Source organism: Paenibacillus sp. GM2FR, from assembly GCF_002803325.1.
In the GTDB taxonomy this organism is placed as follows: Bacteria; Bacillota; Bacilli; order Paenibacillales; family Paenibacillaceae; genus Paenibacillus_AQ; species Paenibacillus_AQ lautus.
In genome coordinates, this window is the sequence record NZ_MKZM01000008.1 from 246,681 (window position 1) to 260,309 (window position 13,629).

Annotated in this window: 11 protein-coding genes and 1 other RNA gene; 11 read left to right on the top strand and 1 reads right to left on the bottom strand. The window is 49.5% G+C overall.

The window, feature by feature from the left end:
• Nucleotides 1–71 precede the first annotated feature (71 nt).
• The 11 genes from PAEVO_RS01175 (at nt 72) to PAEVO_RS01225 (ending at nt 11,444) form a co-directional block, all read left to right on the top strand.
• Complete coding sequence (locus PAEVO_RS01175; protein WP_074961956.1) at nt 72–212, top strand: YqzL family protein; 141 nt, start codon at nt 72–74, stop codon at nt 210–212.
• Between the two features lie 36 nt (nt 213–248).
• Nucleotides 249–1,004, top strand: a complete 756-nt coding sequence (gene recO, locus PAEVO_RS01180; protein ID WP_100535918.1) for a DNA repair protein RecO — start codon at nt 249–251, stop codon at nt 1,002–1,004.
• A gap of 368 nt (nt 1,005–1,372) precedes the next feature.
• The gene (glyQ, locus tag PAEVO_RS01185; protein ID WP_100535919.1) at nt 1,373–2,260 is read left to right on the top strand and encodes a glycine--tRNA ligase subunit alpha; all 888 of its coding nucleotides are present in this window, start codon (nt 1,373–1,375) and stop codon (nt 2,258–2,260) included.
• Nucleotides 2,253–4,328, top strand: coding sequence for a glycine--tRNA ligase subunit beta (glyS, locus tag PAEVO_RS01190; protein WP_100535920.1), 2,076 nt, complete (start codon nt 2,253–2,255; stop codon nt 4,326–4,328). Before glyQ ends, glyS begins: the two co-directional genes overlap by 8 nt.
• Before the next feature lie 326 nt (nt 4,329–4,654).
• Nucleotides 4,655–5,134: a YaiI/YqxD family protein gene (locus tag PAEVO_RS01195; RefSeq protein WP_100535921.1), complete on the top strand. Its 480-nt coding sequence runs from the start codon at nt 4,655–4,657 to the stop codon at nt 5,132–5,134.
• A gap of 41 nt (nt 5,135–5,175) precedes the next feature.
• Complete coding sequence (gene dnaG / locus PAEVO_RS01200; RefSeq protein ID WP_100535922.1) at nt 5,176–6,993, top strand: DNA primase; 1,818 nt, start codon at nt 5,176–5,178, stop codon at nt 6,991–6,993.
• A gap of 42 nt (nt 6,994–7,035) precedes the next feature.
• Nucleotides 7,036–8,166, top strand: coding sequence for an RNA polymerase sigma factor RpoD (rpoD, locus tag PAEVO_RS01205; RefSeq protein ID WP_076321292.1), 1,131 nt, complete (start codon nt 7,036–7,038; stop codon nt 8,164–8,166).
• A 266-nt stretch (nt 8,167–8,432) separates the two neighbouring features.
• Entirely contained in the window at nt 8,433–9,191 is a 759-nt protein-coding gene (locus tag PAEVO_RS01210) for a tRNA (adenine(22)-N(1))-methyltransferase (protein WP_100535923.1), read from the top strand.
• Nucleotides 9,167–10,282, top strand: a complete 1,116-nt coding sequence (locus PAEVO_RS01215; RefSeq protein WP_100535924.1) for a Nif3-like dinuclear metal center hexameric protein — start codon at nt 9,167–9,169, stop codon at nt 10,280–10,282. The genes PAEVO_RS01210 and PAEVO_RS01215 overlap by 25 nt, the downstream gene beginning before the upstream one ends.
• 154 nt (nt 10,283–10,436) lie before the next feature.
• Nucleotides 10,437–10,843: RNase P RNA component class A (rnpB, locus tag PAEVO_RS01220), an RNA gene on the top strand.
• Nucleotides 10,844–11,198: 355 nt separating this feature from the next.
• Nucleotides 11,199–11,444: a hypothetical protein gene (locus PAEVO_RS01225; RefSeq protein ID WP_243390606.1), complete on the top strand. Its 246-nt coding sequence runs from the start codon at nt 11,199–11,201 to the stop codon at nt 11,442–11,444.
• A 77-nt stretch (nt 11,445–11,521) separates the two neighbouring features.
• On the opposite strand, the gene PAEVO_RS01230 is transcribed toward PAEVO_RS01225, so the two are convergent.
• Complete coding sequence (locus tag PAEVO_RS01230) at nt 11,522–13,453, bottom strand: S8 family peptidase (RefSeq protein ID WP_100535926.1); 1,932 nt, start codon at nt 13,451–13,453, stop codon at nt 11,522–11,524.
• Between the last annotated feature and the right edge of the window lie 176 nt (nt 13,454–13,629).

The following is a 13,629-nucleotide window of genomic DNA, read 5'->3' on the forward strand; positions in this document are numbered from 1 at the left end:
AATCTGCTCTAGGCGCACATCCTAATTTTCGTAGATGCGAAACGTCATTTCCGAAGAGAGGATGAATACGAATGCGAGATTTTTCGTGGAAGTATTTTGCGATGACTGGAGATGTCGATGCGTATTTGCTGTATAAGGAAACCGAGGGTGAGTCGGTTCTTACAGCTGCATCCGTTGAAGATGAGGCGGCCCCGCATGAAGAAGACGAGTAATTATTGGTTGTTCCAGGAATGGTTGGGGGAAAGCGCATGCTATATCGGGCGGAAGGGATTGTCATCCGCAGCATGGACTACGGTGAAGGGAACAAAATCATTACACTTTGCACCAAAGAATCGGGCAAGGTAGGCGTGCTGGTCAGAGGAGCAAAGAAGGTGAAAAGCCGACATGCTGCTCTGACACAGCTATTTACCTATGGAGAGTATGTTTTCTTCCGAAATGGTACGGGGCTCGGCAACTTGAATGCCGGTGAGATCATGGAGTCTCACCACGGGCTCAGGGAGGATCTTGTGAAAGCGGCCTATGCTTCTTATGCCTGCGAGCTCTTGGATCGGGTGCTGCAGGATGAGGAGACGGGCGCTTTTTGGTTTCATCAGCTCAAAGCCTGTCTGGAGGCGCTTCAGGAGGATAAGGATCCTCAAATTATCATCAATCTGTACGAGATGAAAATTCTGCAGACTGCAGGGTACGGGCCGGAGCTGGATGTGTGCATATCGTGCAATCAGCCCAGAAAAGACGAGGATATGTTGGTGAGCCCCCGGCTTGGAGGGGTACTGTGCCGTTATTGCAAACATTTGGATCCGCCGGCGATGGCGATCTCACCCAGAACACTGAAGCTGCTGCGCCTGTTTGGACGGCTGGATTTAAGACGGCTGGGCAATGTGGATGTAAAGGACGAAACCAAGGCCGAGCTCAAAAAAGTCATGCGGGCCTTAATGGATATGCAGCTTGGGCTGCGTCTGAAATCGCAAAACTTTTTGGACCAAATGGACAAGTACAATATTTGACGTAAGATATAGAATGAGGTATTATATTTATCAGTTTATTAGTTTTTTGAATACTGACATGCATTGAACGGGAAAGTAGTGAATGATCATCCGCGAAATAGCGAGCCGGGGGCGGTGGAAGCCTGGTGGGAGATATTCATGAACAGGGCACCCGGGAGCATGGTGAAACGATAAAGTGGGTTTTGCTTATCGCTGAAGACTGAATTGTGTCGGCGAATCAGCAGGACCAAGTAGGGTGGAACCGCGGGAAGCTACAGCTCTCGTCCCTATGTCTGTACAACAGGCGTAGGGCGAGAGCTTTTTGTTGTACAGAGAATGGAAAAGTATGGTGGAATGAATTTGAAAAAGAATGTAAAGGAGCTAAAATCATGAACTTCCAGCAGATGATTTTGACGCTGCAGCAATTTTGGGCAGAACAGAATTGCATCATCGTGCAGCCGTACGACACGGAAAAAGGTGCCGGTACGATGAACCCGATGACGTATTTGCGTTCGATCGGACCCGAGCCTTGGAACGTAGCGTATGTAGAGCCTTCCCGTCGGCCTGCTGACGGCCGCTATGGAGAGAACCCGAACCGTCTCTATCAGCATCACCAATTTCAGGTTATTTTGAAACCTTCGCCGGACAATATTCAAGAGCTGTATTTGGAGAGCTTGAAGCGTCTTGGCATTAATCCGCTCGATCATGACATCCGTTTTGTTGAGGACAATTGGGAAGCGCCGACGCTTGGTGCATGGGGCCTAGGCTGGGAAGTATGGCTGGATGGTATGGAAATTACGCAGTTTACGTACTTCCAGCAGGTTGGCGGCATCGACGCAAGCCCAGTCGCTGTAGAGATTACCTATGGCATGGAGCGTCTTGCATCCTATATCCAGGATAAAGAGAATGTGTTCGATCTGGAGTGGGTAGACGGCATCACCTACGGAGATGTATTCCATCAGCCGGAATTCGAGCATTCGAAGTACACCTTTGAGGTGTCCGACGTTAAGATGCTGTTTACGCTGTTTAACATGTATGAAGAAGAAGCGAACAAAGCAATGAGCCAAAGTTTGGTATTCCCGGCATACGACTATGTTTTAAAATGCTCCCACACGTTTAACCTGCTGGATGCCAGAGGGGCGATCAGTGTAACGGAGAGAACGGGGTACATTATGCGCGTGCGAAACCTGGCTCGTCAGGTTGCAGCTACGTATTTGGAGGAGCGCGAGAAGCTGGGCTTCCCGCTGATTAAGAAAGGGGGCGCAGACCATGTCTAAGGATTTATTGTTTGAAATCGGTCTGGAAGAGGTCCCGGCGAGATTTCTGCGCGCCGCGATGGAACAGCTTCAGGACAAATTAGTCAAATGGCTGGAAACTTCCAGAATCGGACATGGAGAAGTGACGGCATATGCTACGCCGCGCCGCTTGGCGGTATGGGTACAGAACGTTGCGGATAAACAAGAGGATGTCAGCGAGGAAGTGAAAGGGCCTTCCCGCAAGATCGCGTTGGATGATAGCGGACAGTGGAGCAAGGCTGCGCTTGGTTTTGCAAAAAGCCAGGGCGTGGATCCCGAGAGTTTTACGTTCAAGGAGCTCGGCGGAGTAGAGTATATCTATGTGACGAAGAACAGCGTCGGCGTGGATACGAAGTCGATCCTGTCCGAAGGACTCCTTGGCATTTTGACTTCGATGACCTTCCCGAAAAATATGCGCTGGGGGGCGCACGAATTTAAATTCGTCCGTCCGATTAAGTGGATGGTCGCTTTGCTCGGCAGTGAGACGATTGATCTGGAAATTACGGGCGTGAAGGCCGGTAACGTGACCCGTGGACACCGTTTCCTTGGCGGAGAAGCCGTTATTCCAGAGGCATCGGCATACCGCGACGTATTGCGTGAACAGCATGTCATCGTGGATGTGAATGAACGCCAAGAGATGATTGTATCGCAGATCCAGGCATTGGCCCAAGAGAAAGATTGGAATATCGCCATCAAGGATGATTTGCTCGAAGAGGTATTGTTCCTGGTTGAGACCCCAACCGTGCTGTACGGAGCATTCGACTCCTCATTCCTTCATATTCCGCAGGAAGTATTGATTACTTCAATGCGAGAGCATCAGCGGTATTTCCCTGTGCTGGATAAGCAGGGACAATTGCTTCCGTTCTTCGTAACCGTGCGCAGCGGGGACAGCCGTTCCCTGGACGTTATCGCAAGAGGGAATGAAAAGGTGCTGCGGGCTCGTTTGTCGGACGCGAAATTCTTCTATGAGGAGGATCAGAAGCTTCAGATTAAAGACGCTTTATCGAAGCTGGAGAGCATCGTTTTCCATGAGGAGCTGGGGACCATCGGCGATAAAGTCCGCAGAATCCGCCGGATTTCCGATCAGTTGTCCGCGAAGCTTAGCATTTCGGCTGACGAAGCAGATTCTGTAAGCCGTGCAGCCGATATTTGCAAATTCGATCTGGTGACCCAGATGGTTTATGAATTCCCTGAATTGCAGGGTGTTATGGGAGAGGATTATGCAAGAAAAGCCGGTGAGAAGGAGCAGGTGGCCAAAGCGGTGTTTGAGCATTACCAGCCTCGCTTCGCCGGTGACGCGGTGCCTTCCACCTCGGTGGGATCCATCGTAAGCATCGCGGATAAAATCGACACGATCGTGGGATGCTTCTCCATCGGCATCATTCCGACAGGCTCCCAGGATCCTTATGCACTGCGCCGTCAGGCTGCGGGCATCGTTCAGATCATCTTGGAGCACAAACTCCCGGTGACGCTATCGGATGTCTTCGGTGTGGCCCTGGAGGTTCACGAGAACATTCGCGTTTTGAAGCGCTCGACGGACGAAATCCGCAAGGACCTTAAAGAATTCTTCGGACTTCGCGTGAAGAAGCTCCTGTCCGAAGATCAGCGCTATGATGTGGTGGATGCCGTCATTACCGCTGGATTTGATCATGTGGTGTCGGTTGTGTCCCGCGGTCATGCGCTGATGAATGCTGTGGATCATGTCCAGGATTTCAAAACAACGGTAGAATCCTTCAACCGGGTCAGCAATTTGGCAGCCAAGGCCGGCAAGGCTGCTGTCAATCCTGAACTGTTCACGGAAACGGAAGAAGGCAAGCTTTATGAAGCTTGGAACGCGATTCGCGAAGATTACCATGCTGCGCTGGAAGCTGCTGACGGCGAACGCTCTTTGTCCTTGCTGGGTGGACTCAAAGAACCGATTACCGGGTTCTTCGACTCCGTTATGGTCATGGCAGAGGACGAAGCGGTTCGGGCCAATCGTCTCGCACTGCTCTCCGGTATCGATGGAGATTTGAAGCGTTACGCCGATTTCACAAAATTGGTGTGGTAGTAGTGACAGCATGATTTTACAAATGTTATAATGCATTGTTCAGTGAAAGCGACAGCCCGCGGTTATGCACGGGATGGCGCTTTCGCTATGAACGGCCTGAATCAAGCAAGGGCAGGGTCATTGTTTATTTGATGAGATAAGAAAGTATAAGCTTCAGAGGCTTACCATCCTTATCTCGCAAGAATAACTTCCGCTATACGCGGTCTGTCTTCTGTGAAAGTACGTCGACAGACGTTTTTCTTAGAAGAAGGATTTTAATCTGCCAAAGACGTATATAATAATATACAGCATAAAGATGAATCCAAGACTAACGATAAGAGCCGGTGATGCGAATGAACGAAAGCAACTCCATTTCGATCGTGGTTGACGGTGATGCATGTCCAGTCAAGAAGGAAATCGCAGAGACTGCTCGTACATTTCGTGTGCCGGTACTGCTTGTTTCTTCCTATGATCATCTGCAGCAGGCAGAAGATGGGGTTACGACGGTCCAGGTGGATCGGAGTGATCAAAGTGCGGACCTATACATCGCTAACCACATATCCAGGGGGGATATCGTGGTGACGCAGGATTATGGACTGGCTGCACTTGCGCTTGCCAAATCATGCCATGTGATCTCCTTTCGCGGTCGTATTTTTCATAATACGGATATCGATTTCATGCTGGATTCCCGTCACCATCAGGCGAAGGCGAGGAAGCAGGGAAAGTATGGCAAAGGGCCCAAAAAGCTGCTTGACGAGGACCGGAGTTTTTTTCAACATAAACTGACAAAACTTTTGCATGAATTGCAGGAGAATGTCCACCCGTAGCGAATACTATTTACGTGCCAAAAGAGATGAAGGTGGTTTGGATGAGTACCGGACAAGGTAATATTCCGGATGATGTCATTGAGGAAGTACTGGCCAAAAGCGATATTGTGGACACGGTCAGCAAATACGTGCATCTTACCAAACAGGGGAAATACCTGAAGGGCTTGTGCCCGTTTCACTCAGAGAAAACTCCTTCCTTTACGGTTACACCGGAACGCCAAATCTTTTACTGCTATGGCTGCGGTAAGGGCGGAAACGCCATTAAATTTAGAATGGAAATCGAAGGATTTTCTTTTCCCGAAGCCGTCAAGACAATGGCAGAAGAGAATGATATCTCGTTGCCGGAAGGTCAAGGAGTTCCCGTAATTCCTCGTAATCCGGAAAAAGAACGTTTGATTGAAGCCTATGAGCTTAGCGCCAAGCTGTACCATTTTCTGTTGAAGAATACGGAGCATGGTACGGAAGCCATGAAGTATTTACGATCCCGCGGAATGAGCGACAAAATGATTGACCAGTTCCAAATCGGTTATGCGCCAGATCGTTGGGACACGCTCGTTCAGTTCCTGACGAAGCGATCCTTTGACTTGAAAGAGATGGAAAAGGGCGGTTTATTATCCGCAAGACATGAACAAGAAGGCTATCTCGACCGTTTCCGCGGACGAATCATGTTTCCGATACATGACCGCAGCGGCAAGGTCATCGCGTTTGCTGGCAGAATACTGGGGGACGGTCAACCGAAGTACCTGAATTCCCCGGAGACACTTCTATTTAATAAGAGCCGCACATTGTACAACCTGCACCAGGCGAAGACATCCATACGCAAATTGCGTCAAATTCTGTTATTCGAAGGTTACGGCGATGTAATTTCGTCATGGGAAGCAGGACTTCACAACGGTGTGGCAACCATGGGGACCTCTCTAACGGAAAACCAAGTGGCAATCATGAAATCGGTGGCTGAAGAAGTTGTTGTTGTCTATGACGGTGATAAAGCCGGTATGGCTGCTGCGTTAAAAGTCATTCCAATGCTCGAAGGCGTTGGTCTCAGAGTACGAATCGCTTTGGTGAACGAAGGAATGGATCCGGATGATTACATCCGTAAATTCGGTGCCGAGCGTTTCAGGCATGTCGTAGAGACAGCTGTTTCAACAACAAAATTTAAACTTATATATCTGAAGAAAAACCATATACTGCTAGAAGAAGATGGTAAGATTGCGTACGCCAAAGAGGCATTGCCCATTATCGCCGTACTGAATTCCTCGACTGAACGAGAAGTTTACTTGAGGGAATTGTCCTCCGAGCTCCATCTTTCCTATGAAAGTCTTAAGCAGGATTGCAATCTGCTTCGGCAATCGATGCAAAAAAAGATGGGTGATGGGGATAATAAGGAAAAAAGGTGGAATAATGGTAGGCATAAAAAAGGGCGCCAGCCCGCCCCGGTACTTCTGCCTGCTTACCATGCCGCAGAGCGGCGGCTGCTGTCGCTGATGCTGCAGGATGCGGAGGCCGCGCGATACGTAGGCGATCGCCTGGGAGAAGCGTTTAATATTGAAGATCATGCGGCAATTGCTGCTTATCTATATGCTTTTTACGCACAGGGTAAATCTCCGGATATCAGCCGTTTCATGTCATCGCTCCACGACGATCGTTTGGAAATGACGGTCAGCTCGATCATGATGATGGAAGCACCAGCCGAGTGGAATGTTCAAGTGCTCGATGATTGCATACGTGAGGTGCTGAAATTTCCGCAGCAGAGAGAGATCGACCAGAAAAAAGAAGAAATGATAAAAGCGGAGCGCTCAGGTGATTTTTTGCGAGCCGCGCAAATTGCAAGTGAGATTATCGCCCTAGAAAGACAATGAAGCCCCGCACATTGCTGTTTCTAGGGAGGAGGGAGTCGAATGATGGCGAATGATCAGCATACTGAACTAGAAACGGAATTTACGCTGGATCAAGTCAAGGATCAGTTGATTGAACAGGGTAAAAAGAGATCCGTATTAAGCTATAAAGACATTATGGAGAAATTATCGCCATTTGATCAGGACACGGAGCAGATGGAAGAGTTCTACGAGCAGCTGGCCGACCTGGGTATCGATGTGGTAAATGAGAATGACGAAGAGGGTACTCACCGGCAATCGGGAGATTCCGAATCCCATGATAATGAGGATTTTGGGTTTGACGACGATCTTTCACTGCCTCCTGGGATCAAGATTAACGACCCGGTACGGATGTATCTGAAGGAAATTGGCCGGGTTCCGCTGTTGTCAGCGGATGATGAGATTGAACTTGCCAACCGGATTGAACAGGGGGATGAGGAAGCCAAGCGCCGTCTGGCCGAAGCCAACCTGCGTCTCGTTGTAAGTATCGCGAAGCGTTATGTCGGACGAGGAATGCTGTTCCTGGATTTGATTCAGGAGGGCAACATGGGTTTGATCAAAGCCGTAGAGAAGTTCGATTACAAAAAGGGTTTCAAATTCAGTACGTATGCGACATGGTGGATTCGCCAAGCAATCACGCGCGCTATTGCTGACCAGGCCCGTACCATCCGAATTCCTGTGCATATGGTGGAGACCATCAACAAACTGATTCGTGTATCCAGACAGCTTCTCCAGGAGCTCGGACGTGAGCCTTCGCCGGAGGAAATTGCTGCCGAGATGGAACTCAGTGTTGAGAAAGTCCGGGAGATTATGAAGATTGCTCAGGAGCCGGTTTCGCTGGAAACGCCGATCGGTGAGGAAGATGATTCCCATCTCGGAGATTTCATCGAGGATCAGGAAGCACTCGCTCCTGCCGATGCGGCTGCTTACGAGCTTCTGAAGGAACAGCTCGAAGATGTGCTGGATACGCTGACAGAGCGCGAGGAGAACGTACTACGTCTTCGTTTCGGACTCGATGATGGCCGCACGAGAACACTGGAAGAGGTCGGCAAAGTGTTCGGTGTTACACGCGAACGGATTCGACAGATTGAAGCGAAAGCGCTCCGTAAGCTTCGTCACCCGAGCCGCAGCAAGCGGTTAAAGGATTTCCTCGAATAGCTTAATCCACGGACCTTCTGCAGTAATCGCAGCAGGTCCTTTTTTTCGAATTCATGCATGGCATGTATAAGTTTCTTGGTTATGGAATTTCTTCCTGCATTTGTTTTATTGGTCTTTATTTTAGCTCTTTTTCGGACCCATTGCAAATGACGAGGCACAACTTATGTTCACCGGATTTGCCGGTTTGCAGTTTGGTATCGTCTCTGTTAGGGTAAGGAATAGGTCGTGATTTGGACGAAAATATGGAATGGTAAGGTGTGTCGACCGTGAAATTATCAAGAAGATTAACACAAATACTGGAGAAGATTCCGCGCGGCAGCCGACTTGCAGATATCGGTTCCGACCATGCCCTGCTGCCTGTGGCTGCCGTAGAGAGCGGAGCGGCCATTCAAGCGATCGCCGGTGAAGTCAATCCCGGCCCTTATGATGCTGCCGTCAAGCAGGTCATCGAATCAGGGATGACGAATGTCATCAGCGTGCGAAGAGGAGACGGTTTGAACGTACTCTCAGCCGGTGAGGCCGACGTCATTACGATTGCCGGTATGGGCGGCAGCTTGATTGCAGCGATTTTGGACCGCGGCATCGATAAGCTGGCAGGCGTCCGCAGGCTGGTCCTGCAGCCGAATGTGGGAGAAGATATCTTGCGTAGATGGCTATATTCCCATGGCTGGGTGCTGATCGAGGAAATGATCCTGGAGGAAGACGGCAAAATTTACGAAGTGCTGGTCGCCGAGCCTTTGCATTTAACAGACCTGACGAATGAGCAGGTTTACACGGAAAGGGCGATTGGAGACGGTGTCCGGTTATCTACGGACTGGCTTTTCCGTATGGGACCTTGGCTGACACAGTCCCCGAATCCGGTTTTCAGTGAGAAATGGAAGTCGGAGATGGAGAAGATGGGGTATATTCTTCAATCGCTTTCGCGTTCAGATCTCACCACGGCCGCCGATAAGGCGAGTGAGATTCGATCGGATATCGAGTTTATTCAGGAGGTGCTGGCATGCTTGCCAAAGGACAAACCGTAATTCAATATATGGAGCAATTGGCCCCGAAGCACGTGGCCGAACCCGATGACCGGATCGGACTCCAGCTTGGAACATTGCAAAAGGACATTCGCACGGTGCTGATTGCATTGGATGTTAATGATGAAGTGGTGGATGAAGCCATTGAGCTTGGGGCTGACCTGATTATCGCGCATCATGCGATTATATACCGTCCGCTGAAACAACTGCAGACGGATACGCCGATGGGCAAGGTATACGAAAAGCTGATCAAACACGACATTGCAGTATATATAAGTCATACCAATCTGGACGTAACCGAAGGCGGGATGAACGATTGGATGGCGGAGGCCTTGGGAATCGAGAATACGTCGCCTATTCATGACATGCATAATGAACAGTTGTCCAAGCTGGTAGTATTTGTCCCGAAGAGCCATCATCAAGAGGTGCTGGATGCCGTGCTCGGCGCCGGTGCAGGCTGGATCGGAAATTACAGCCACTGCAGCTTCAACATCGAGGGCTTTGGCACCTTTGTCCCGCGAGAAGGCAGCAACCCTTTTCAAGGTCAGGAAGGCAAGATGGAACGTGCAAATGAGGTTCGAATCGAGACGATTGTTCCTCATGCCATCCGAAATAAAGTGATCCAGGCGATGCTAAAGGCACATCCTTATGAAGAGGTTGCTTATGATCTGTATGCCATGGACCTAAAGGGGAGATCCCTTGGTCTTGGCCGGGTTGGAAAGCTAAAAGAGCCTAAGACGTTGGCTGAGCTGGTAGACGTGGTAAAAGAGAAGCTGGAGGTCCCTCATGTTCGGGTCGTGGGAGAACTCGACCGCACGATCCGCAAGGCGGCCGTCATAGGGGGTTCCGGAGGACGCTACATGATGAAAGCACTGTTCCGTGGAGCCGATGTGCTGGTAACGGGAGATGTGGATTATCATACGGCACAGGATGCGCTCGCAGCGGGACTTACGATCATTGATCCGGGTCATAATGCCGAGAAGATCATGAAGGTCAAAGTTGCCGAGTGGATGGAGCAGAAGCTGCAGGAACATAAGTACGAAACCCGGGTGGTGGCTTCTCGTATCAATACAGAGCCGTTCCAGTTCGTTTGAAGAACAGAATCGTGAGGCAAGGAAAAGAGTCTCTTTTTGACACCGTTGGCCAGGAAGAGTACCTCATCCATGCTGGGAAATTAATCAGCTATTGTTAATGTTTAATGGGTTGTGTACCGCTTCAAATCACTGTATAATATATAATGTTGTCCGGAAAGTTTGACAGACAATCGCTGGCGGCGTCAAAGCCGCGAGAGGAAAGTCCGGGCTCCATAGGGCAGGGTGCTGGATAACGTCCAGTCAGCGCGAGTTGAAGGATAGTGCCACAGAAATGGACCGCCGATGGCCGCCTAAGGGCGGCACAGGCAAGGATGGAACCGAGGTGTAAGAGACCCCGAGGAACGCTGGTGACTTCGTTCCTGGTAAACCCCACCTGGAGCAAGACCTAATGGGACGCAGTCTCCTTCGAGGAGACAGCCTTAGCCCGAGGCGCGTCCGGGTTGGTCGCTTGAGTCGATTAGTAATGATCGGCCTAGATAGATGATTGTCGCTCATGGTGGCAGGGTAGTTCCCGCTATGACCACGAAGAGCACAGAACCCGGCTTACGGAAAGCTTTCCCAACTGAACAACATATTGCTTTACGGATACCGTAATGGTACAAACGCGCATTTTCTTTACATTCCTCGTCAGGTGTGTAAAGGGAATGCGCGTTTTTTCAAGATATCAGAAAGTATAAACTTCGAAGCTTGGGTCTTCCTGATATCGCAAGAAAAACTTCCTCTAACCGCGGTCTGTCTTCTGAGAATGTACGTCGATAGACGTTTTTCTTATGGTTTTGTGAAAATATTGGGAGTTCATCTGCCCTTTAAGGATAATCGTCCATACCAAATAGCCCCCGGGATAATAAGCTGTAATCATCAAGGGAAAGGAGATGCAAAAAACATGTCTTGTCATAACGAAAACCCATGTCCTCCTGTGTCACCGATTGTATGCGAACCGATCGTTGTTGTTAGAGACCATTATGTACCGCAAATCGTGCCTGTTATTCATCCGATAAAAGTGGTCGATAAGATTCACTGCGTACCGGTAGAAAAACATCTGTACACTTACAGCGAAGAAGAAGTTGTAGAGGGCCCTGGAGGCTATGGCGGAGTTACGGTATCCGGCAAGCGTTCGAAGAAAGCTGCAGTACGTACTAGCCGTTCCCGCCGGAAGAAATAAATGTAACGGGCTCTTTGCCTCCGATTATGAATAAAGCAGCTAACGCTGGAGGCGAAAGCTGCTTTATTTCGTGAATTTTATTCGTTTGATCCTGAGCCGTTTAACTTGCGAAGCTCCTTCTCCAGATTCTGCAGCGTTTGACCTGGCCACATCTGGAGAGGGACGTCGGGGGATCCAACAGCTTTCAAGGCTTGGAAAATATCAATCTGACCATGACCGTAATATTTATCTTTTCCTTTATCCCCAAGATCGACTGCTTGGTTTATCATGACGTCCATGACTTCCTGATTGGTCAGGTCAGGGTTAAGGGAACGAATGAGACCCGCCATGGCGGCTGCGTGGGGGCTGGCCATGGAGGTTCCGGATAGAGCCGCATATTGATTGCCTGGAAAGGTGCTCGCGATATTGGTCCCTGGTGCAGCCACATCGATGTAGTCGCCGTAATTGGAATATTCTGCCCGCTTCTGATTGGAGTCCGTTGCGGCGACGGCCAGCACCTCCGGATAGGCGGCAGGATAACCGGGGCGCTCCGTGTTGTCATTACCTGAGGCGGCAACAAGGACTACATCGCGATCATAGGCATATTTCACGGCATCATGCAGGAACTGGGAGTCCGCATAGTTGCCGAGACTCATATTGATCACCTTGGCTCCGTGATCCGTGGCCCAAATAATGCCTTCCGCGACGGCATAGGTTGTTCCGGATCCGGATCCGTCAAGCGCCTTGACCGGCATGATTTTGTTGTACCAGCTAACTCCCGCAACGCCTTCACCGTTGTTAACAAGGGCACCGATGATCCCGGCTACATGCGTCCCGTGGCCCACATCATCCAGCGGCTGCTTGTCTTTCTCTACGATGTTGTACCCTTCCACCAACTGCCCATCCAAATCGGAATGCTGAAGATCCACTCCCGTATCCACGACGGCAATGATCACATCTTCACTGCCCTTGGACAGATCCCAGCCCCGGTTCGTCTCAATGACGGGCAAATTCCATTGATATTGGGAAAACAGCAAATCATTCGGGATATTGACCTGCGCGTTGGCTCCATCCGGTAAGGAATCCGAGTTTACCCTGGATTGAGGAGGGCGGTCATTGGTTAAATAGATATAGTGAGGCTCGGTATATTTGGTTTTCCACTTCTGCTGGAAATAGGAGCGGAGTTTAAGGTAATCCATATCCTTGGAACGAAAAACATAGGCATAGCCAAGTTTCCTTGGAGTTTCACACGATATTTCCTTAGAGATATCGAGGAGCTGCTGCTTTGACGGCTCATTTTGAAAGGACACCACAATTTCATTTTCGTAAAAGTGACTGGCTTTTTCATTATCATGTCCGGTTTTGACGGTGATGTCGGAGAGGGTATCCGCATGAATGGATTCGACCTGGAATTTTCCTTCCTTCGGGTACGGAATCAAGCGAAGATTCCGCTTCTGGTGATTGCTTACTTCATGCAGTACGCCTTGATTAACCAATGCGGCCGCGCCATATTTACCATCCTTTGACGGCTCGGCAACAACAAAATAAGGCTGCCCCGCGACATTGAACTTGGGTGAATCATAAGTTTCTCCCCGTTTCAGCTTCTGCTGCGCCATTTGAAAATGATGCGTAATCAGATTTTTATCTTTTTTGTTCATTTTGGGAAGCAGACCCTGGATATCCGTCATTTTGTTTTGTTTAAGGTTATACCACCGTACTTGCTGAAAATGCTTGTGCAGCTTTTGTTCTTTTTGCGTATAGGCTTTTATTTGACCCGGGCTGCGCAAAGCGTTATTGTTCAGCATCTTCCGCAGGTGACCTTTTGCATCAAGACGGTTGAGTTGATCCGTTGCATGGATATCGCTTAACATGGTAAAGTGCTTGGCCTTGTTCTCCTGCTGGGGCCTTAAAGGCTGTGTTGGTTCAGCCGTTGGAGCCGGCTGTTTCGAGCCGGGGATGAACAGTAAGATCAGAAGCGCGCCAAGAACTGACGCGGCACCTAGGATGCTCCACAGAGTACGAGATTTCACAAATTTTCCTCCTCGCCGCATTTCATGATTTAAGTAGTCTTAGCGTGGGAAGAGTGAATCCTTTTTATGCGTTTAATTCGTGAGGAAAACGGATGTTCATGGGCAAAATGAAATGTGCTAAAAATAACCTTGTAAGTGTATTCATGATAGGGATTTCGTTATCCCAAAATTTGTGT